Annotated in this window: 15 protein-coding genes; 12 read left to right on the top strand and 3 right to left on the bottom strand. The window is 73.8% G+C overall.

Annotated features, from left to right (window positions below):
* The first annotated feature begins 272 nt into the window (after window positions 1–272).
* From ACH4N1_RS17710 to ACH4N1_RS17685, 6 genes are all read left to right on the top strand, one after another.
* Complete coding sequence (locus ACH4N1_RS17710) at window positions 273–1,109, top strand: DUF2249 domain-containing protein (RefSeq protein ID WP_398098058.1); 837 nt, start codon at window positions 273–275, stop codon at window positions 1,107–1,109.
* Window positions 1,110–1,226: 117 nt separating this feature from the next.
* Entirely contained in the window at window positions 1,227–1,727 is a 501-nt protein-coding gene (locus ACH4N1_RS17705; RefSeq protein ID WP_398098057.1) for a hypothetical protein, read from the top strand.
* Window positions 1,728–2,228: 501 nt separating this feature from the next.
* Window positions 2,229–3,674, top strand: coding sequence for a TIGR04053 family radical SAM/SPASM domain-containing protein (locus tag ACH4N1_RS17700; RefSeq protein ID WP_398098056.1), 1,446 nt, complete (start codon window positions 2,229–2,231; stop codon window positions 3,672–3,674).
* Window positions 3,671–6,307, top strand: a complete 2,637-nt coding sequence (locus ACH4N1_RS17695; protein ID WP_398098054.1) for a multicopper oxidase domain-containing protein — start codon at window positions 3,671–3,673, stop codon at window positions 6,305–6,307. Before ACH4N1_RS17700 ends, ACH4N1_RS17695 begins: the two co-directional genes overlap by 4 nt.
* Window positions 6,307–6,753: a hypothetical protein gene (locus tag ACH4N1_RS17690; RefSeq protein ID WP_366056802.1), complete on the top strand. Its 447-nt coding sequence runs from the start codon at window positions 6,307–6,309 to the stop codon at window positions 6,751–6,753. The genes ACH4N1_RS17695 and ACH4N1_RS17690 overlap by 1 nt, the downstream gene beginning before the upstream one ends.
* A 149-nt stretch (window positions 6,754–6,902) precedes the next feature.
* Window positions 6,903–7,874 carry an Acg family FMN-binding oxidoreductase gene (locus ACH4N1_RS17685; protein ID WP_398098053.1) on the top strand — a complete coding sequence of 324 codons (972 nt, stop codon included), beginning with the start codon at window positions 6,903–6,905 and terminating at the stop codon, window positions 7,872–7,874.
* Window positions 7,875–8,014: 140 nt separating this feature from the next.
* On the opposite strand, the gene ACH4N1_RS17680 is transcribed toward ACH4N1_RS17685, so the two are convergent.
* Window positions 8,015–8,437 carry a pyridoxamine 5'-phosphate oxidase family protein gene (locus tag ACH4N1_RS17680; RefSeq protein WP_398098051.1) on the bottom strand — a complete coding sequence of 141 codons (423 nt, stop codon included), beginning with the start codon at window positions 8,435–8,437 and terminating at the stop codon, window positions 8,015–8,017.
* Between the two features lie 313 nt (window positions 8,438–8,750).
* On the opposite strand from ACH4N1_RS17680, the gene ACH4N1_RS17675 reads away from it, so the two are divergent.
* The 6 genes from ACH4N1_RS17675 (at window position 8,751) to narI (ending at window position 17,899) form a co-directional block, all read left to right on the top strand.
* Window positions 8,751–10,034, top strand: a complete 1,284-nt coding sequence (locus tag ACH4N1_RS17675; RefSeq protein WP_398098349.1) for a nitrate/nitrite transporter — start codon at window positions 8,751–8,753, stop codon at window positions 10,032–10,034.
* Window positions 10,035–10,261: 227 nt separating this feature from the next.
* Window positions 10,262–10,738 carry a hemerythrin domain-containing protein gene (locus tag ACH4N1_RS17670; RefSeq protein ID WP_398098050.1) on the top strand — a complete coding sequence of 159 codons (477 nt, stop codon included), beginning with the start codon at window positions 10,262–10,264 and terminating at the stop codon, window positions 10,736–10,738.
* Between the two features lie 306 nt (window positions 10,739–11,044).
* Window positions 11,045–14,734: a nitrate reductase subunit alpha gene (locus ACH4N1_RS17665; protein WP_398098347.1), complete on the top strand. Its 3,690-nt coding sequence runs from the start codon at window positions 11,045–11,047 to the stop codon at window positions 14,732–14,734.
* On the top strand, window positions 14,734–16,470 hold the full coding sequence (gene narH / locus ACH4N1_RS17660; protein ID WP_398098048.1) for a nitrate reductase subunit beta: 1,737 nt from the start codon (window positions 14,734–14,736) through the stop codon (window positions 16,468–16,470). Before ACH4N1_RS17665 ends, narH begins: the two co-directional genes overlap by 1 nt.
* Window positions 16,467–17,129 (top strand): nitrate reductase molybdenum cofactor assembly chaperone, encoded by a 663-nt coding sequence (gene narJ, locus ACH4N1_RS17655; RefSeq protein WP_398098046.1) that lies wholly within the window; start codon window positions 16,467–16,469, stop codon window positions 17,127–17,129. Before narH ends, narJ begins: the two co-directional genes overlap by 4 nt.
* A complete protein-coding gene (gene narI, locus ACH4N1_RS17650) occupies window positions 17,126–17,899 on the top strand; it encodes a respiratory nitrate reductase subunit gamma (RefSeq protein ID WP_398098045.1) in 774 nt (257 codons plus the stop codon). The genes narJ and narI overlap by 4 nt, the downstream gene beginning before the upstream one ends.
* 49 nt (window positions 17,900–17,948) lie before the next feature.
* Here narI and ACH4N1_RS17645 read toward each other — a convergent pair whose 3' ends face one another.
* On the bottom strand, window positions 17,949–19,682 hold the full coding sequence (locus ACH4N1_RS17645) for a GAF domain-containing protein (RefSeq protein ID WP_398098043.1): 1,734 nt from the start codon (window positions 19,680–19,682) through the stop codon (window positions 17,949–17,951).
* Window positions 19,683–19,971: 289 nt separating this feature from the next.
* Window positions 19,972–20,187, bottom strand: coding sequence for a hypothetical protein (locus ACH4N1_RS17640; protein ID WP_398098041.1), 216 nt, complete (start codon window positions 20,185–20,187; stop codon window positions 19,972–19,974).
* Between the last annotated feature and the right edge of the window lie 28 nt (window positions 20,188–20,215).

Genomic DNA, 20,215 nt, shown 5'->3' with positions numbered 1-20,215 from the left:
CCCGGTTCGGTCGCGCGTCCGGCCGCACCTCGCGGCCGGACGCAGCAGTACCCCGACCGGCGCCGACAGCCGCGAAGGCACCGGGTGTCCCGTACGGCCGCGAACAGTCACGAACAGTCACGAACGGGCCGCAGGACCCGGAGGTGGAGGACCCGTCCGTCCATCCACCCGCCGCCGAACGTCCCACCCGTCCACCCGCGACCGAACGGCCCCCCACCATCCGCCACCCGCCACCGGCCGGCCGAGCCGACCGTGACCTGCTGGAGACACCCATGAGCATGCTCACCCTCGCCTCGGCCCCCGAGGACGCCGCGGCCCTCGAAGGAGCCGAGGCGCACCACGCCCGCCTGGCCGGTGAGCTGGCCGGGCGGGTGACGATGCTGCTGACCGCCGTGGACCGGGACCCGGTCGCCGCCGAGCGGATCCACGCCGGTCTCGTCGCCTTCTGCGACCGCTCGCTGCTGCCGCACGCCGCCGTAGAGGAGGCCGCGCTCTACCCCGCGGCCCACCGCCTGCCCGAGGCCCGCCTGCTCATCGAGAGCCTCGTCGGCGAACACCGCTGTCTCACCGCGCTCGTCGACGCCCTGCGCTCCGCACCCGGCCCGGCCGGCGCGGCGGCGGACGCCCGGGCCCTGCAGGTGCTGTTCGAGGAGCACGTGGCCAAGGAGAACGGCCTGGTGCTCCCCCTGCTCGCCATGACGCCCGACATCTCCCTGGCGTCGCTGCTCGCGGACATGCACCACCGGCTCGCGAACGGTACGGCGGTCGACGGCGGTGCCCCCCGGGCGCAGGACGACGAGGAAGGACACGACATGCGAGGACGGCGGACCGACGAGACCGGCGGCTGCGGTGGGGTCTGCGGCTGCGGGGGTGCGCAGGAGGCGGCCGAGCCCGAGCTGGACGTGCGGGAGGTTCCGCACTCGCTGCGGCACGCGGCGGTCTTCGGTGCGCTCGACGCCGTCCCGGCGGGCACCGCGGTGATCCTGGTCGCCCCGCACGACCCGCTGCCGCTGCTCGCCCAGATCGAGCAGCGCAGCCCGGGAGTCTTCTCGGTGGAGTACCTGGAGAGCGGCCCCGAGGCCTGGCGGCTGCGGCTCGGCCACCGCTGAGCCGCCCCCACCCGAATCGGCGGCGGCCCACGGACGTCGCCGCCGACGGCGGGACGGCTCCGTACCCGCCCGAACACCCCGAACACCCGGAACACGAGGAAAGAGGGACGACACGTCATGGACGGATCACCACGCCGGGCCGGCATCCTGCTCGGGACCGTCGGGACGGCCCTGGCAGTCGCCGGACCGGTCATGCTGTGGCGCGGCCGCAGCGGCAGGAAGGAGATACGCGACGAACTGGCCGCCCAGAAGATCACCTTCCCGGACCGCGGCCTGCCCGCCGAACTCGCCGCCCATGCCGGCCGCCCGGTGGAAACCGGCCCCGACGCGCACGCGTACGCCGAGTTCATCAAGGGCAATCTCGCCCACGCCACCGGCGGCCGCACCTACGCCGAACTCAGCGCGGAACTGCACGCCGCGGGCGACGACGAGAAACTCGCGGAGCTGCGCCAGACCGCCTTCATGGGCCAGTCCCTGCGCGCCTCCCTGATGTCCGCGTACCAGGCATGGCACCTCACCACCCTGGTCACCGGCCTGGGCGCCGCGCTGACCGGCCTGGGCGTCACCCTGGTGGCCACCGCGGACGCCCTGACCACCCGCTCCTCGCCCCGCGCCTGAACCCGCGACGGCGGCACGCACGACGGGGCCGCGGATCCCGTCCGAGGGGGGGCACCCCCGGGCGGCATGCCCGGGGGTGCCCCCCCTCGGCATGCTGCCTCTCGGTACGCGGTGGCCCGTCGGCATGCTGCCCCCCGTACGCGGTGACCCCTCGGCCCGCACCCGCACCCGCACCCGCACCCGCATCCCCGTCCGCCCGCCCCGACGGCAGCGACGGCCCGTTCGGCCCTGTTCACGCCTGCCGGAGAGGGACTGTCGGCCCTGAGGGAGAAGACCATCGGCCGCGGCGCCGGCCACCGCCGCCGGTGGATGCTGACGGCGACCGATCCGGAGGTACACCGTGCACGACCACGTCGACCGCCCTCGAGGCCGAGCCCATCGATGCCACCCGCGGTGGGTGCCGCGCACGGTCCGGCCCGGTCACCGTCCGGCCGCCCGCCTCGTCTGCCCTGACTCCAGGGCGGCCGGACACAGCCTCAGGGCGCTGGGCAGGGCCGTACGATGACCGACACCGCCCGGCCCGACACCGCCCGGCCCGACACCGCCCGGCCCGACACCGCCCGGCCCGACACCGCCCGGCCCGACACCGCCCGGCCCGACACCGCCCGGCCCGGCGCCACCGGTGCCGACGCCACCCGACCCGGTGTCCCCCGTGCCGCCGCCGCCCGTGCCATCCGCCGTCAGCGCCACGACGCGGGGGAGCGGCCCTTCATCGTCATCTGGGAGTCCACCCGGGCCTGCCCGCTGGCCTGCCTGCACTGCCGGGCCGAGGCCGTGCCCGACCGTGATCCGCGCGAACTGGACACCGCCGCCGCCAAGGACCTGCTGGGCCAGGTGGCCGCCTTCGGGCAGCCCGCCCCGCTGTTCGTGATCACCGGCGGCGACCCCTTCCAGCGCCCGGACCTGAACGAACTCGTCGCTCACGGCCGCGAGATCGGCGTCCGGGTCGCGGTGTCCCCGTCCGGTACCCCGACGCTCACCGCGGAGCGGCTGCGGGACCTGCACGCGGCCGGTGCGGTCGGCCTCTCCCTGAGTCTGGACGGCTCCACCGCCGAGGTCCACGACACCTTCCGCGGGGTGCCCGGAGTGTTCCGCTGGACCCTGGACGCCTGGGACACCGCCCGCGCCCTCGGCATGAAGGTGCAGATCAACACCACGGTCGCCCGGCACAACCTGCACGACCTGCCCGACATCGTCCGCCTCGTCGCCGAGCACGGCGCGATGCTGTGGAGCGCCTTCTTCCTGGTCCCCACCGGCCGCGGCCGCAGCCTCGGTGCGCTCACTCCGGGCGAGGTGGAGGACGTCCTCAACTTCGTTCACGACGTGGGCCTGACCGTGCCGGCCAAGACCACCGAGGCCCACCACTTCCGCCGCGTCGCCCTGCAGCGCCAGGTCCTGGCCGCCGCCGGCGACGACCACGTGGCGGTCCTCGGACTCGGCCCGCTGTACCGGGAGCTGCGCGACCGGGCCGCCGCACTGGGCCTGGACACCGGAGCGCGCCGGACACGCCGCCCGCCGCTCGACGTCAACGCGGGCCGCGGATTCGTGTTCGTGTCCCACACCGGCACCGTGCACCCCAGCGGATTCCTGCCGCTGGGCGCCGGAAGCGTCCGCGAGACACCGCTGACGGAGATCTACCGCACCTCGGAGCTGTTCACCGGTCTGCGGGACGCCGACCGGCTGGGCGGCCGGTGCGGCGCGTGCGAGTTCCGCCGGGTCTGCGGTGGCTCGCGGTCCCGGGCCTACGGCGTCACCGGCGACCCGTACGCCGAGGAGCCGTGGTGCGGCTACGTCCCCGGTTCCTTCCCCCGCCGCCGGGAACTGGCCGCGCTGCTGTCCGGCACCGCTCCGGAGGGCGGGCCGCCCCGCCCGCGCGTGGGCGGCGCCGCGCCGCGGCAGGACGGCGACACGGGCACGGGCACGACCGGCCGCGGGGGAGCGGCATGACCGCCGTCGTCGGTGGGCCGCCCCCGACCGGTGACGCGAGCGGAGCCGGCAGGTACCCGAGCCGGTTCCGGGCGTCCGGGGTGAAGGCCCGCCACCTGCGCGCCCACGTCCTGGTCGTGGCATGGCTGGCCCTGGCCCTGGCGGCGGTCGCGGCGCAGGAGTCGCTGCCGGTGGCCCGCTGGCTGGCCGTGCACATGTTCCTGCTCGGCGCCGTCACCACCGCCGTCCTGATCTGGAGCGAGCACTTCGCCGTCGCCCTGCTGCACGCGAGGATCCCCGACGAGCGCTGGAGCACCGCCCGGCTGGCCACGGCCAACCTCGCCGTGGCCGGGCTGCTCGCCGGGGTGTGGGCCGCCCGGCCGCTGCTGACCGCCGTCGCCGCCGTGTCACTGGTCGCCGCCGCCACCGCGCACCTCGTCGTGCTGGTCCGCCTCGGCCGGGGCGCGCTCGGCGGACGGCTCAAGCCGATCGTCTCCTACTACCGGACGGCCACGGCCGCCCTGATCGCGGGCACCGTCCTCGGCGCGCTGCTGGCCACCGGCGGGGCCGGCGGGCCCGACCGGTACGCCGGGCTGCGCCTGGCGCACCTGCACGTCACGCTGCTCGGCTGGATCGGGCTGCCCGTCCTCGGCACGCTGTTCATGCTGTGGCCCACCGTGCTGGGAGTGCGGATGAGGGACCGCACCACGAAGGTGTCCCGGCAGGTGCTGTGGCTCACCGGCAGCGGACTGCTGACGGCGGTCACCGCCCTGGCACTCGGCCGGCGCTGGCCGGCCGTGGCGGGCCTCGCCCTCTACCTGGCGGGAGTGGCCCTCGCCGCCCATCTGCTCGCCCGTACCGTGCGCCGCGGCCGGCCCGTCTCCGCGGCGGCGGCCTGGACGCTCGCCGCCGCCACCTGCTGGCTGGCGGTCGCGGTGACGGCGGACCTCGCCCGGCTGGCCACCGCGCCGCTCGCCGCGGCGCAGACCGCGATCGACGCCCTGCTGCCCGTCCTGCTCGTCGGCTTCGTCGCCCAGGTCCTGATCGGCGCGCTCACCTACCTGCTGCCCGTCGTCCTCAGCACGGGTCCGCGTGACCGCGCGGCCGTACGGGCGCTGCTCGAACGGGGCTGGCAGGCGAGGGCGGCGGCGCTCAACACCGGTGTCGCGCTGGCGGCCCTCCCGCTGCCCGGCGCGGCGCCGGCGGCGGGTCTGCTGCTGGCGGCGGTGTCCGGAGGCGCGTTCCTCGCCCTGGTCGTGCCGGTGCTCGTCCGCGGCGGCAAGGGGCTGCCGTCGGACGCGGACGGCGGGTCACGGCGCCCGGCGCTGTGGGGCACCGCCGCGGGTGTCGTCCTGACCGTGCTGGCCGTGCTGGTGGCCAACAGCGGAGGAGACCCGGCCGGCCCGACGAACGCCGCCGGGACGGCGGGCGCGGGCTCCGGCACCACCCGCACGGTCGCCGTCACCATGGCCGACATGCGCATCCGGCCGGCCCGCGTCGAGGTCGCGGCGGGCACCTCGCTGCGGCTGGAGGTCACCAACGACGACGCCCAGCGCCACGACCTCAAGGTCGAGGACGGTCCCGCCACCCCGATGCTCGCCAAGGGCGACACCCGCGTCCTCGACCTCGGGCCGGTCACCCGCGACAGCCGCGCCTGGTGCACCCTGCCGGGCCACCGGGCGGCCGGAATGACCATGGACATCGTCGTGAAGGACGCCGCGGCGACGGACACCGCCGGCCACCAGGGCCACACCCAGGCCGCCGCCCCCGACGACCACGGCGCCCTCGACCTCTCCGCCGACTACTCCGCCGGCTGGCGGCCGCGCGACGCGGCGCTGGCGCCCGCGCCCGGCGGGACCGTCCACCGGGTCGAACTGCACGCTGCGCACACCACCGTCGAAGTGGCACCGGGCGTGAAGCAGCAGATGTGGACCTTCGGCGGCACCGCCCCCGGCCCCACCCTGCACGGCAAGGTCGGCGACGTCTTCGAGGTCACCCTCGTCAACGACGACCCGGGCATGGGGCACGGCATCGACTTCCACGCCGGCTCCCTCGCCCCCGACCGGCCCATGCGCACGATCCAGTCCGGCGAGCGCCTGGTCTACCGCTTCCGCGCCGAGCACGCCGGGGCCTGGCTGTACCACTGCAGCACCGCACCGATGCTCCAGCACATGGGCAACGGCATGTACGGCGCCGTCGTCGTCGACCCGCCCGGCCTGGCGGAGGTGGACCACGCATACGTGCTGGTCTCCTCCGAGCTGTACCTCGGCACCCCCGGCAGCACCGCCCAGGTGACCAGGATGCGGCAGAACACGCCGGACGCCTGGGTGTTCAACGGCATGGCGAACCAGTACGCGAAGCGGCCCCTGAAGCTGCGCGCCGGTGAGCGGGCCCGCTTCTGGGTGGTCGCCGCCGGGCCCTCCGACGGCGTCGCCTTCCACATCGTCGGCACCGTGTTCGACACCGTGTACAAGGAGGGCGCCTACCTCCTCGAACCGGGCGGGGCGGGCGGCGCGCAGGTACTGGACCTGGCCACCGCGCAGGGCGGCTTCGTGGAGACGACGTTCCCGGCGGCCGGCCACTACCCCTTCGTCGACCACGACATGCGCCACGCCGAAGCCGGGGCCCACGGCATGGTGGAGGTGAGCGGCTGATGGACACCGTCGGCCTGTGGTCCCTGGTGCGGTTCGCGCACGTGGCCGGTGCCGCCCTGTGGGTCGGCGGCCAACTGGCCCTCTCCCTGGTGGTCCTGCCGCTCGCCCGTCACCTGCTCGCCCCGGACGCCAAGGACCGTTTCACCGCCGCGGCGGGCCGCCGGTTCGGCCTCCTGACCGGCGCCGTGTTCCTGCCCGTGCAACTGGGCACGGGCTGGGCCATGGCCTGGCACCGGGGAGTCACCTGGGCCTCGCTCGCCGAACCCGGTTACGGCCGCACCCTGGCGACCAAACTCGCCCTCTTCGCGGTCGTGATGCTCGCCGCGGCGGGACACGGCATCGCCCACGCCAGGGGCCGCGCCGCCCTGGCCCGCGCCCTGGCGGTCGTCTCCCTCGTCGGCTCGCTCGGCGTCGTCCTGCTCGCCACGGCCCTGCCCGCCACCTGAGCGGCGGCCACGGCGGGGGCGGGGAGCCACGGGCGCCGCCGGACGCCGGGGACGTACGGCCCCCGGAACGGGGCCGGTCAACCCTCCCGCGGGCCGGGCGCGGCGACGCAGGCTCGGGGGTACAGAGGAAAGCGTGTGAAGGAGCCGTGATGCAGACCAGGGAAATCGTCGACGCCGCAGCCGTTCAGGCCCTGCTGGCCGCGGCGGTGGCCGCGCCCTCGATCCACAACACGCAGCCCTGGCGGTTCGGCCTGGACCCGGAGAGCCGGTCGATCGAGGTCCGGGTGGACCGGCGGAGGCGACTGCCGATGGCCGACCCCGATCTGCGCGCCCTGCACCTGTCGGTGGGCGCGGCCGTCCTCAACCTCCGGGTGGCCGCCGCGCACCTGGGCTGGGACCCCCTGGTCCGGCTGCTGCCCGCGGTGGACGACCCCGACCTGCTGGCCACGGTGCAGCTGGCCGGGCACCGCGCGGACCCGCCGCTGCCCCTGCTCGATCTGTACGACGCGGTCGAGCGACGCCACACGAGCCGGATGCCGTTCACCGGACGCCCGGTCCCGGAGCCGGTCGTGACCGAGATGATCGGCGCCGCCCGCGCCGAGGGCGCGCACCTGGAGGTGCCCGACATCCTGGGAACCCGCCGCCTGCTGCGCCTGACCCAGGCGGCGGAGATGCGCAACGCCCTCCACCGGGACCGGGTGGCCGAGGCACGCGGCTGGATCACCGCGCCGGGAACGGACGCCTCCTACGGCATCCCGGCCACGGCGCTGGGGCCGCTGGACGCCTCCGGGCGGATGCCGGTGCGGGACTTCACCGGGGCGCTGCCCGCCCGCCTGCTGCCCGCCCTGCGGTTCGAGCGCCACGCCCAGGTGGCGCTGCTGTGGACGCCCCGGGACCGGCGGGAGGACTGGGTGCGGGCGGGCCAGGCGCTGGAACGCGTGCTGCTCACGGCGACCCGGCACGGGCTGCGCACGTCGATGCTGCACCAGGCGATGGAATGGCCGGACCTGCGGGCCGCGATCGCCGGCCCGAGGCGGCGCTGCTGCCCGCAGTTGCTGATCCGCTTCGGGTACGGCCCCGAGGGCGGCCGCACCCCCCGCGCGGGCACGCCGCACCCCTGACCCCGCAGCACCGGACGGGGCCGGCGGCCTCGCGGCCGGGGCTTCCCGCACCGGGTGCCGCACGAGGGCCGGGCCGACGGTTCCGTACCGTCGGCCCGGCCCTCACGCTCGGCGTGTCCAGGGACCCCGCGGGCCGCCCGTCACAGGACGGCGGGCGTTCCCTTGAGCTCGCGTCCGCTGATGATCTCGGAGTCGATCCGTACGAACACCCCGTCGCGCAGGGGCATCCAGGAGACGGGGCCCGACTGTGACAGCCGTTCGTGCTCGGCGGGGTCGGTCACCACGGTGGCCCGTCCCGTGACGACGACACTCCAGCCGGACTGGGTCGCCGCGTCGAACTCGTCGGCCTCGAAGGCGATCACGACGCCGTCGATGGCGCGGACGAGGTCGGAGTCCGGCGAGGTGCGCAGCAGCACGGAGTTGTCGGTGTCCAGGGAGAAGTTGATGGGGAGGACCGCGGGCAGTGCCTGCCGTGTGTAGACCACGCGACCGACCGGGACCTTGGAGAGCAGGCGCAGGCACTCCTGCCGGTCGAGTGCGCGAAAGGCATCGTTCTGGGACATCCGTCCATCGTCCCCGCGCCCGTGGTGCGGGGGTAGGGCCGAAAGACCCTACCCCCCCACCGTCCGGACCGCCGGACCCGGCCGTCGTTCCACGGGAGCCGTGAGGGCGAGCCGGTGGGACGGAGCCGTAGGGGGACGGCCGGCCCCGAAGGTGAGGACCGTCCGTCCTTCCACAGGGACCCTTGGCCCATGCCTTCGACGTGCCCCGGCGCGGACAGTGGTGACGGGATTCCGTTTCCCGGGCAAGAGGCCCGCGGGGCGTGTGCGATTCCCGGTGCGCAGCACCACCTTGGAGAGGGAAGGGATGGACGACATGGTCCAGCCGTCGAAGTCGAAGAGCGGCAGCTCGGCATCGCCAGCGCCGGTGTCCCGCCGGGCATGGCTGATGCTGGCGCTGTCCACCGTGGGTTTCGCGGTGAATTTCTGGGCCTGGGCGCTGCTCAGCCCTCTCGGCCCGCGGTTCAAGGACAGCCTCGACCTGTCGTCCTTCGAGCAGTCGCTGCTGGTGGCGGTCCCGGTCGTGGTCGGGTCGCTGGGCCGCATCCCGGTCGGTGCCCTGACCGACCGGTTCGGCGGACGGGTCATGTTCCCGATCGTGTCGGCGGCCACCATCGTGCCCGTGCTCTACCTCGGCCTGGCCGGTCACTCCTCCCTCGCGGCCCTCCTGGTCGGAGGGTTCTTCCTCGGCATCGGCGGCACCGCCTTCGCCGTCGGCGTGCCGCTCGTCAACGCCTGGTTCCCGCCCGAGCGGCGGGGTCTCGCCATCGGCGTCTTCGGCGCCGGCATGGGCGGCACCGCCATCAGCGCCCTGACCACGGTGAAGCTGGTCGACGCGAACAGCATGTCCACCCCGTTCCTGATCACCGCCGCGGTGCTGGCCGTGTACGCGGTGACCGCCGCGCTGCTGCTGCGCGACGCGCCCGGCCGCACCGTGCCGACCGAGCCGCTGGCCCGCCGGCTGGCCGCCACCGCCCGGCTGCCCATCACCTGGCAGGCGTCGGCGCTGTACGCGGTCGCGTTCGGCGGTTACGTCGCCTTCTCCGTCTACCTTCCCACCTACCTCAAGACCGGCTACGGGCTCACCCAGGCCGACGCCGCGAACCGGATGGCCGGGTTCGTGCTGCTGGCGGTGGCGATGCGTCCGGTCGGCGGCTGGCTGTCGGACCGCACGGGCCCGGTCCGGGTCCTGGCCGGCTCACTGGCCGTGGTGGTGGCCGGCGCGGTCACCCAGTCGTTCACCCCGCCACTGGCACCGGTCGGCACCGTCGCCTTCCTGGCCATGGGCGCCGCGCTCGGCGCGGCCAGCGGCGCCACCTTCGCCCTGGTGGCCCTCCTCACCCCGGCCAGCCAGGTCGGTTCCGTCACCGGTGTGGTCGGCGCCGCGGGCGGCCTGGGCGGATTCCTGCCGCCGCTGGTGATGGGCTCGCTGTACGGCGCGTACGGCACCTATGCCGCCGGTCTCGCCCTGCTCGCCGTCGTGGCCGCCGCGGCGCTCGCCTACACCCTCACCGGGATCCGCGCGGCCGCGGGCGGCGACGAGCGGAAGCGGAACACCGGCCGCCGTCGCGGCCACCGCCCCGCGGACACCACCGCCTGAGGACCGGCAGACCGGCAGACCGGCAGACCGCCGGACCGCCGGACCGCCGGACCGCCGGACAGGCGGACAGGCGGACAGGCGGACAGGCGGACCGGCGGACCGGAAGCGACGGTCCGACGACGGACAGGCCCAGAACGGACGGCCTCAGGACGGACGGACCCGGAACTGTCCGGCCCAGGACCGACAGGCCGAAGAACCCACGGACCGAGGAATTACGGAGAAGACCGATGTGCGAGTACTGCGGCTGCCAGGCCCTGGAGACCATCGACGAACTGACCCAGGAGCACGAGGAGGTCCTGCGACTGATCAGTCACCTCCGCCCGGCCCACCGGAGCGGCGAGACGACCCGGATGGCGCAGACCGCCCGTGAGATCGCGCGGGTGCTCGGCCCGCACACCCAGGTCGAGGAGGGAGGCCTGTTCCCGGCGCTGGCCGGGGACTTCCCCGACCAGATCGCCGCCCTGGAGGCCGAGCACCGCCGTGTCGAGTCGGTTCTGGCCGAGGCCGCCGACGGTGCGACTCCCTCGGACCCGGACTGGCCGGACCGGCTGATGGACGCCATGGCCGTGCTGCGCGACCACATCCTCAAGGAACAGGACGGCGTCTTCCCGGCCGCGCTCGCCAACCTGAGCACCGAGGAATGGGAGGCGGTCGAGGCCGCCCGGACCAGGGCGGGCAGCACCCTGTCCCGGCCGGCGGCCTGACGGGTCCCGCCCGCCGTTCCCGGCGCGGCGACGACTCCCCGGAGCCCTGTGCCCCGCTCGTTCCGGGCGGGGCACGCCGGCTCCGCCGGTCCGGCCCCGACCGCACGGAGCCGGCGTGCCCCCGTCCGCGGACGGTCTCCTGTGTGACGCGTGTTGTTCCGTGGCGTGGTGTTGACCTTCTGGGGGATCACCCTCGTAGAGTCGACTGCGGCCGGAACCGATCACGATTCGAACGGACGCTCATGGCGTTCGGGGCGGAGTGGCGCGGTGAGCAAGGAGACCAGCCGGGAGCAGCAGCGGGCGGGCATGGACGGCGATCTGGCGGAGGCGCTGGTGCGCAGCCGCCGGTTCTTCACCAGGGCGGAGGTCTCCGACGACCTGCGCACCCTGCACAGAAAGGGCGGCCGGCAGGCCGACGAGTTCTACCGGGACCGCTGGTCGCACGACAAGGTGGTGCGTTCCACCCACGGGGTGAACTGCACCGGCTCGTGCTCGTGGAAGGTGTACGTCAAGGACGGCATCATCACCTGGGAGGCCCAGCAGACCGACTACCCGTCGGTGGGACCCGACCGCCCCGAGTACGAGCCGCGCGGCTGCCCGCGCGGGGCGGCCTTTTCCTGGTACACCTACTCGCCCACCCGGGTGCGCTACCCGTACGTACGCGGCGTGCTGCTGCAGATGTACCGCGAGGCCAAGGCCCGCCTCGGCGACCCGGTGGCGGCCTGGGCGGACATCGTCACCGACCCGGAACGCGCCCGCCGCTACAAGCGGGCCCGCGGCAAGGGCGGCCTGGTGCGGGCGAGCTGGGACGAGGCGGTGGAGATGGTCGCGGCCGCGCACGTGCACACGATCAAGGCCCACGGTCCCGACCGGCTCGCCGGCTTCTCGCCGATCCCGGCCATGTCGATGGTCTCGCACGCCGCCGGTGCCCGCTTCTACTCGCTGCTCGGCGGCGCCATGCTGTCGTTCTACGACTGGTACGCGGACCTGCCGGTGGCCTCGCCGCAGGTGTTCGGCGACCAGACCGACGTACCCGAGTCGGGGGACTGGTGGGACGCCGGCTACCTGATCATGTGGGGTTCCAACATCCCGGTCACCCGCACGCCCGACGCGCACTGGATGGCCGAGGCCCGCTACCGCGGCCAGAAGGTCGTCGCGGTGTCCCCGGACTACGCGGACAACGTCAAGTTCGCCGACGAGTGGCTGCCCGCCCAGCCGGGCACCGACGGCGCGCTGGCGATGGCCATGGGCCACGTCGTCCTCAAGGAGTTCTTCGTCGACCGGGAGACGGAGTACTTCACCTCCTACGTCAAGCGGTACACCGACCTGCCGTTCCTGGTCACCCTCGACGAGGCGGCCGGCGAACCGGGCACCTACACCCCCGGCAAGTTCCTCACCGCCGCCGACCTCGGCGGGGCCGCGGCCACCGCGGAGCACGCCGAGTTCCGCACGGTGCTGCTGGACGCCGCCACCGGGCTGCCGGTGGTCCCCAACGGCACGCTCGGCGACCGCTACGGCGAGGCCGGCGCCGGGAAGTGGAACCTCGACCTGGGGGACACCGACCCGCTGCTGTCCGCCGAGGGCGGCGGCGAGACACCGGTCGCGGTCGGCCTGCCGCGCTTCGACGCCCCCGACGGCGGCGCGGGACGGCTGCTGCGCGGCGTGCCGGTGCGCCGGGTGGCCGGACGCCTGGTGACCACGGTGTACGACCTGATGCTGGCGCAGTACGGGGTGGCCCGTGCGGGCCTGCCCGGCCGGTGGCCCTCCTCGTACGACGACGCGGCCGAGCCGTACACCCCGGCCTGGCAGGCGGCGATCACCGGAGTGGACGCGGACCGGGCGGCGCGGATCGCGCGCGAGTTCGCCGCGAACGCCGAGGAGTCCCGCGGCCGTTCGATGATCATCATGGGGGCGGGCACCAACCACTGGTTCCACTCCGACACCATCTACCGCGCCTTCCTGACCCTGACGACGCTGACCGGCTGCCAGGGCGTCAACGGCGGCGGCTGGGCCCACTACGTCGGCCAGGAGAAGGTCCGCCCGATCACCGGCTACTCGGCGATCGCGACCGCCGCCGACTGGAACCGGCCGGCCCGGCTGATGATCCAGACCGCCTACTGGTACCTGCACGCCGACCAGTTCCGCTACGACCCGTTCTCCGCCGACACCCTCGCGGCGGCCGGCCCGGGCACGGGCGGCCCGTTCGCCGGGAGGACCACGGCGGACGTCATCGCGCAGTCGGCGCGGATGGGCTGGATGCCGTCGTACCCGACCTTCGACCGCAACCCCCTCGACCTGGCCGACGAGGCCGGCGCCGCGGGCCGTCCGGTCGCCGAGCACATCGTGGACGAACTGAAGGCGGGACGGCTCCGGTTCGCCGGTGAGGACCCGGACGCACCGGAGAACTTCCCCCGGGTGCTGACCATCTGGCGGGCCAACCTGCTGGGCTCCTCGGCCAAGGGCAACGAGTACTTCCTCAGACACCTGCTCGGCACCGACCACGCGGTCCGGGCGGCCGAGGCGCCGCCGGACGCCCGCCCACGGGACGTGGTGTGGCGGGAGGACGCCCCCGAGGGCAAGCTCGACCTGCTGCTCACCCTGGACTTCCGCATGACCAGCACGACCGTCTTCTCCGACGTCGTCCTGCCCGCCGCCACCTGGTACGAGAAGCACGACCTGTCCAGCACGGACATGCACCCCTTCGTGCACGCCTTCAACCCGGCGATCGCCCCGCCCTGGCAGACCCGCACCGACTGGGACGCCTTCCACACCCTCGCCAAGGAGTTCAGCCGCCAGGCCGCCGGCCACCTCGGCGTCCGCACGGACGTCGTCGCCGCGCCCCTGCTGCACGACACCCCGGACGAGATGGCCAACCCGCACGGCCGGGTGCTCGACTGGAAGGCGGGAGAGTGCGAGCCGGTCCCCGGCCGCACCATGCCGAAACTCGTGACGGTGGAGCGCGACTACGCGGCCGTCGCCGACAGGATGGCCGCCCTCGGCCCCCTGCTCGACACCCTGGGCGCGACCACCAAGGGCATCACCTTCAAGGTCGACCGCGAACTGGAGTACCTGCGCCACAAGAACGGCACCGTGCGCGGCGGCGCGGCCGACGGGCGGCCCTCGATCGCCCGCGACACGCACGCCTGCGAGGCGATCCTCGCCCTGTCCGGCACCACCAACGGCCATCTCGCCACGCAGGGTTTCCACACCCTCGAAGCCCGCACCGGCACCCGACTCGCCGACCTGGCCGCCGAACACGAGGGCAAGCAGATCACCTTCGCCGACACCCAGGCCGCGCCGGTCCCCGTCATCACCTCACCCGAGTGGTCCGGCTCGGAGACCGGCGGCCGCCGCTACTCCCCGTTCACCGTCAACGTCGAGCGCCTCAAACCCTGGCACACCCTCACCGGCCGCCAGCACTTCTACCTCGACCACGACTGGATGACCGCGCTCGGTGAGCAACTTCCCGTGTACCGGCCCCCGTTGAACATGCATGCGCTCTTCGACGAGCCCCGCGTCGGGGAGACGGGCGAGCTCGGCGTGACCGTGCGCTACCTGACCCCGCACAACAAGTGGTCCATCCACTCCGAGTACCAGGACAACCTGTTCATGCTCTCGCTGTCCCGGGGCGGCCCGACGATCTGGATGAGCACGCAGGACGCGGCCAAGGTCGGGGTGGGGGACAACGACTGGGTGGAGGCGGTCAACCGCAACGGTGTGGTCGCCGCCCGCGCGGTCGTCTCGCACCGCATGCCCGAGGGCACCGTCTACATGCACCACGCCCAGGACCGCCTCATCGACGTGCCCCGCACCGAGACCACCGGCCGGCGCGGCGGCATCCACAACTCCCTGACCCGTCTGCTGATCAAACCCAGCCACCTCATCGGCGGCTACGCCCAGCTCTCCTACGCCTTCAACTACCTCGGTCCGACCGGCAACCAGCGCGACGAGGTCACCGTCATCCGTCGCCGTACGAACCAGGAGGTGACGTACTGATGCCCCGCGGCGAAGCCGCCATCGGACGCGTCATGGCACAGATGGCGATGGTGATGAACCTCGACAAGTGCATCGGCTGTCACACCTGCTCGGTCACCTGCAAGCAGGCGTGGACCAACCGCACCGGCGTCGAGTACGTGTGGTTCAACAACGTCGAGACCCGGCCCGGCCAGGGCTACCCCCGCCGGTACGAGGACCAGGACACCTGGAAGGGCGGCTGGGAGGTCAACCGCCGCGGCCGCCTCGAACTCAAGGCCGGCGGCCGGTTCAAGAAACTGATCCAGATCTTCTCCAATCCCAAACTGCCGTCCCTCGACGACTACTACGAGCCCTGGACGTACGACTACGAGACGCTGACCAACGCCCCGCTGCAGGAGCACACCCCGGTCGCCCGCCCCAAGTCCCTCATCACGGGCAAGGACATGAAGATCAAGTGGTCGGCGAACTGGGACGACGACCTCGGCGGCTCGGCCGCGACCAGCGAGAAGGACGTGCTGCTGAACGAGGTGTCCGAGAAGATCAGGTTCGAGTTCGAGCAGACCTTCATGTTCTACCTGCCGCGCATCTGCGAGCACTGCCTCAATCCCTCCTGCGCGGCCTCCTGCCCCTCCGGCGCCATCTACAAGCGGGAGGAGGACGGCATCGTCCTGGTCGACCAGGACCGCTGCCGCGGCTGGCGGATGTGCGTCACGGGCTGCCCGTACAAGAAGGTCTACTTCAACCACCGCACCGGCAAGGCCGAGAAGTGCACCTTCTGCTTCCCGCGCGTCGAGGTCGGCCTGCCCACCGTCTGCTCCGAGACCTGCGTCGGACGGCTGCGCTACATCGGCCTCGTCCTCTACGACGCGGACCGCGTCCTGGAAGCCGCCTCCACCCCCGACGACACCGGACTGTACGAGGCCCAGCGCGGCGTCTTCCTCGACCCGAACGACCCGCGGGTCGTCGCCGGGGCGGAGCGGGCCGGCATCCCCCGGGACTGGATCGAGGCCGCCCAGCGCTCCCCGATCCACGCCCTGATCAACACCTACAAGGTGGCCCTGCCCCTGCACCCGGAGTACCGGACGATGCCGATGGTCTGGTACATCCCGCCGCTCTCCCCGGTGGTCGACGCCGTCCGCGACACCGGCCGCGACGCCGAGGACCACCGCAACCTCTTCGCCGCGGTCGACACCCTGCGCATCCCCGTGGACTACCTCGCGCAACTCTTCACCGCCGGCGACCCGGCGCCCGTCGACGCGGTACTGCGCAGGCTGGCCGCCATGCGTGCGTACATGCGCGACATCAACCTCGGCCGCGAGCCGGACGACACCATCCCGGAGTCGGTCGGCATGAGCGGCGAGCAGGTCTACGACATGTACCGGCTGCTGGCCCTGGCGAAGTACGACGAGCGCTACGTCATCCCGCCCGCCCACGCCGAACAGGCGCACAAGCTGGAGGAACTGGCCACCGAGTGCAGCCTGGACTACGAGGGCGGCCCCGGCATGGGAGGCTCCGGCCCCTTCGGTGAGACCTCCGGCGGCGCCGCTCCGATCGCGGTGGAGAACTTCCACGCCCTGCGCGACCGGCAGACCTCCGACACCCCCGCGGCGCCCACCGACAAGGCGACCCGGGTCAACCTCCTCAACTGGGACGGCAAGAGCTCCCCGCCCGGCCTGTTCCCGGACAGACGAACCGGCGGCACCGACACCGGCACCGCCGACGGGGACGGCGGCGGAGAGACGGAGCCGAAACCATGAGAAGGAAGACCGAACGCACCCCGCGCACGAAGCCCTGGCTCCCCCTGGCCTGGCAGACCCAGTCCCTGCTGCTCGCCTATCCCGACGACCGGTTCCGCCCCCGCCTCGACCTGGCGCACCGGGCCGCCGCCGCACTGCCCCCCGAGGTCGGGGACCCCCTGATCCGCTTCACCCGGCACGCCGGGCGCACCCCCGCCGACGAACTGGCGACCGCCTACGTGGAGACCTTCGACCACCGCAGACGCTGCTGCCCGTACCTGACGTACTACGCCCACGGCGACACCCGCAAACGCGGCCTCGCGCTGCTGCGGCTGAAGCAGACCTACACCGCGGCCGGATGGCGCCTCGCCGACGACGAACTCCCCGACCACCTCGCCGTCGTCCTCGAGTTCGCCGCCACCGTCCCGGACACCGGCGCGACGCTGCTCACCGAACACCGCGCCGGTCTGGAACTGCTGCGCCTGGCCCTGGCCGACGAGGACTCACCCTGGGCGGACGTCCTGGCCTCCGTGTCGGCCACCCTGCCCCCACTGGCCGGAGACGACCGCGAGGCCGTCCTGCGCCTCGCCGCCCAGGGCCCGCCCGAGGAGCAGGTGGGCCTCGACCCGTACGCCTCCCCGGTGTTCCTGCCGGACCCCGTCGTAGGAGGACCCCGATGACCGCCTCGGCGCAGTACGCCACCCTCGCGGCCGAGACCGGCACCGGCGACATCCTGCTGTGGGTCGCCCTGCCGTACGTCGTGCTGGCGGTGTTCGTCCTCGGCCACGTCTGGCGTTACCGCTACGACAAGTTCGGCTGGACGACCCGATCCTCCCAGCTCTACGAACGGCGCCTGCTGCGCATCGGCAGCCCGCTGTTCCACTTCGGCATCCTCGTCGTCCTGATCGGCCACATCGGCGGCCTCGTCGTCCCCGAGAGCTGGACCGACGCCGCGGGGATCAGCGAGCACACCTACCACGTGTCCGCCGTCGTGCTCGGCACCCTCGCGGGCGTCGCCACCGTGGGCGGACTCGCCATCCTGGTCTACCGGCGTCGTACCGTCGGGCCGGTGTTCTCGGCCACCACCCGCAACGACAAGGCCATGTACGTCTCCCTGACCCTGACCATCGGCCTGGGGCTCGCCGCCACCGTGGCCGCCAACCTCGTCGGCGGCGGCTACAACTACCGCGAGACCATCTCTCCCTGGTTCCGGTCGGTCTTCTCCCTCCAGCCCGACCCGGACCTGATGGCCGGCACCCCGATCCTGTTCCGGCTGCACGCCCTCAGCGCGCTCCTGCTCTTCGCGTTCTGGCCCTTCACCCGGCTCGTCCACATGCTCACCGCGCCGCTGGGCTACCTGACCCGCCCCTACATCGTCTACCGCAGCCGCGACGAGAGCCGCCTCGGCGCCCGGACCCCGCGCCGTGGCTGGGAACGCACGGGATCGTGAGCGACGGACCGGCCCACCGTCCGGCTCCGGCTCCGGCTCCGGCTCCGGCTCACGACGGTGCCGGTGCGGGGAGGGGGACCGTCCACTCCGCGACGGTGCCGGTCGGCTCGTTCGGCGTCAGCGTGAAGGTGCCGCCGAGGTCGGCGGCGCGCCGGCGCAGGTTGTCCAGGCCGCTGCGGCGGGTGACGGCCGGGTCGACCCCGCGTCCGTTGTCGGCGACGCGCAGCCGCAGCCGGGTGCCGTCGGTCTCGGCGGTCACCTCGACCGCGGTGGCCCGCGCGTGGCGGGCGGCGTTCGACAGCGTCTCGCGCAGGACCGCGAGCAGGTGCCCGGCATGACCGGCGGGCACGTCGGTGTCCAACAGACCGGTCATGCGCAGCGCGGGGCTGAAACCGAGGACGCCGGCGGCCCGGTCGGTCTCGGCGAGCAGCTTGGCGCGCAGCCCGCCGCGGGATCCGGGGCGGTCCCGCTCGCCCAGGGCGTAGATGGTGCCCCGCACGGTCTTGATGGTGTCGTCGAGGTCCTCGACGACCCGTTGGATCCGCTCGGCGACCTGGGGCCGGTCACAGACGCGGCCGAGCACCGAGTTCAGGGTCAGTCCGGAGGCGAACAGCCGCTGGATGGCCAGGTCGTGCAGGTCGCGGGCGATGCGGTCGCGGTCGGTCAGGACCAGGAGGTGCTCGGCCTCGCGCCGGTGCTCGGCGATCTCCAGGGCCAGCGCGGCCTGGTCGGCGAAACCGCTGATCATGGTCATGGCGGCCTCGGAGAACTCCGGGCCGCCCGGACGGTTGGCGACCTCCAGCACGCCGCGCACGTGCTCGCCGCCTCCCAGCGGGAGCAGGAAGCCGGGCCCCAGGTCGACCTTCGCCGCGCAGCCGCCGTCTCCCCGCTGCTCGTCGGACAGCGCGCCGCTGGTGACGCGCTCATCGGTGCGGTACACCCCGGCGGCCCGCGTGGCCGGGGACAGCACCAGCCCGCGCACCCGCTCGGCGCCCTCTCCCTCGGCGGCCTCGACCACCAGCCCGTCGCCGCCGTCGAACGGCACCGCCACCGTCACCAGATCCGCCCCGGACAGCGCCCTGACGGTGGCGGCGACCTGGTGCAGGACGAGGTCGGGGTCGGTGCCCGACAGCAGGCTGCGGGTCAGTTCGCTGCTCGCCTCCAGCCACTGCTCCCTGCGCCGCGTGTCCTCGTACAGGCGGGCGTTGTCGATCGCCACACCGGCCGCGGCCGCGAGCGTGCGCAGCACCGCCTCGTCCTCCTCGTCGAATTCCGCGCCACCGCGCTTGTCGGTGAGGTACAGGTTCCCGAAGACCTTCTCGCGCACCCGGACCGGCGCCCCCAGGAACGTGGTCATCGCCGGATGCCCCTCCGGGAAGCCCACCGCTTCGGGATGGCCGCCCAGATCGGCCAGGCGCAGTGGCTCCGGGTTCCTGACCAGCAGCCCCAGGATGCCCCGGCCCTCGGGGCGGTGGCCGATCGCGCCGACGGTCTCCTCGTCCATGCCGACCGTGATGAACTGCCTGATCCGGCCCTCGTCACCCAGCACCCCCAGCGCCCCGTACCGGGCGTCCACCAGGGTCACGGCCGACTCGGCGATCCGCCGCAGCACCACGTCGAGATCCAGGTCGGAGCCGATGGCGAGGACCGCGTCCAGCAGCGTGGACACCCGGTCCCGGGTGGCGCGCACCTGCGCGACCTGCGCCTGGAGCCCGTCCAGCAGCTCGTCCAGCCTCAGGTGGGGCGCCGTCGGCCTGCCCTCCCGCGCCGGAGTCTCCGCCATTCCCGCTCCCTCCCGGAAGGCGCCGGCGGCACCTTCCGCATGATGCCGGAGCAGCCCTTTCCGCACGCGAACGCACGTGCCGCGCACGGTCGTCCCGGCACTCAGGATCCTACGACCCGGTGCCCCGGGGAACCGAAGCGCTCCCCTCGGTGGCCGGGCCGCCGAGGGAAGCGGACCGGCGCGGCGGCCTCCCCCCCGGCGATCGGAGCCTTCGCCGCCGGACGGCCTCGGTGGGTGGGGGTGGGGTGGGGGCATCTCGGCGTCCGTGGTCCCTCGGCCGGACGGTGCGTCAGTGCGTCCAAGCCTCCGGGCCGCCACCGCGCCACTCGACCGTCTCCGACTGCCGCACCCAGGCGTCGTCGACGTCGTCCAGGCCGACGAGGCGCAGGAAATCGACGACGTCCAGCAGCCCGTACGCCAGCCCGACGAAATGCTCATCGACGCGGACGCGTCTGCCGCCGTCCTCGGCGGGCGGGTAGATCACGATGGGCCGTGTGCCGTTCATACGGCCAGCCTGCCGTCGAAACGAGAGG

This window comes from Streptomyces sp. NPDC017202, from assembly GCF_044331705.1.
GTDB lineage: Bacteria > Actinomycetota > Actinomycetes > Streptomycetales > Streptomycetaceae > Streptomyces.
The sequence above is the reverse complement of the archived record's forward strand: the minus strand, read 5'-3'. Positions and strand labels throughout refer to the sequence as shown.

Excerpts from the sequence above, each read along its gene's own strand:
- narI (WP_398098045.1), top strand. The coding sequence starts at position 17,126 with ATGACCGCCTCGGCGCAGTACGCCACCCTCGCGGCCGAGACCGGCACC.
- ACH4N1_RS17705 (WP_398098057.1), top strand. The coding sequence starts at position 1,227 with ATGGACGGATCACCACGCCGGGCCGGCATCCTGCTCGGGACCGTCGGG.
- ACH4N1_RS17640 (WP_398098041.1), bottom strand. The coding sequence starts at position 20,187 with ATGAACGGCACACGGCCCATCGTGATCTACCCGCCCGCCGAGGACGGC.
- ACH4N1_RS17690 (WP_366056802.1), top strand. The coding sequence starts at position 6,307 with ATGGACACCGTCGGCCTGTGGTCCCTGGTGCGGTTCGCGCACGTGGCC.
- ACH4N1_RS17665 (WP_398098347.1), top strand. The coding sequence starts at position 11,045 with ATGGACGGCGATCTGGCGGAGGCGCTGGTGCGCAGCCGCCGGTTCTTC.
- ACH4N1_RS17645 (WP_398098043.1), bottom strand. The coding sequence starts at position 19,682 with ATGGCGGAGACTCCGGCGCGGGAGGGCAGGCCGACGGCGCCCCACCTG.
- ACH4N1_RS17710 (WP_398098058.1), top strand. The coding sequence starts at position 273 with ATGAGCATGCTCACCCTCGCCTCGGCCCCCGAGGACGCCGCGGCCCTC.
- ACH4N1_RS17675 (WP_398098349.1), top strand. The coding sequence starts at position 8,751 with ATGGTCCAGCCGTCGAAGTCGAAGAGCGGCAGCTCGGCATCGCCAGCG.
- narJ (WP_398098046.1), top strand. The coding sequence starts at position 16,467 with ATGAGAAGGAAGACCGAACGCACCCCGCGCACGAAGCCCTGGCTCCCC.
- ACH4N1_RS17670 (WP_398098050.1), top strand. The coding sequence starts at position 10,262 with ATGTGCGAGTACTGCGGCTGCCAGGCCCTGGAGACCATCGACGAACTG.
- ACH4N1_RS17700 (WP_398098056.1), top strand. The coding sequence starts at position 2,229 with ATGACCGACACCGCCCGGCCCGACACCGCCCGGCCCGACACCGCCCGG.
- narH (WP_398098048.1), top strand. The coding sequence starts at position 14,734 with ATGCCCCGCGGCGAAGCCGCCATCGGACGCGTCATGGCACAGATGGCG.
- ACH4N1_RS17695 (WP_398098054.1), top strand. The coding sequence starts at position 3,671 with ATGACCGCCGTCGTCGGTGGGCCGCCCCCGACCGGTGACGCGAGCGGA.
- ACH4N1_RS17680 (WP_398098051.1), bottom strand. The coding sequence starts at position 8,437 with ATGTCCCAGAACGATGCCTTTCGCGCACTCGACCGGCAGGAGTGCCTG.
- ACH4N1_RS17685 (WP_398098053.1), top strand. The coding sequence starts at position 6,903 with ATGCAGACCAGGGAAATCGTCGACGCCGCAGCCGTTCAGGCCCTGCTG.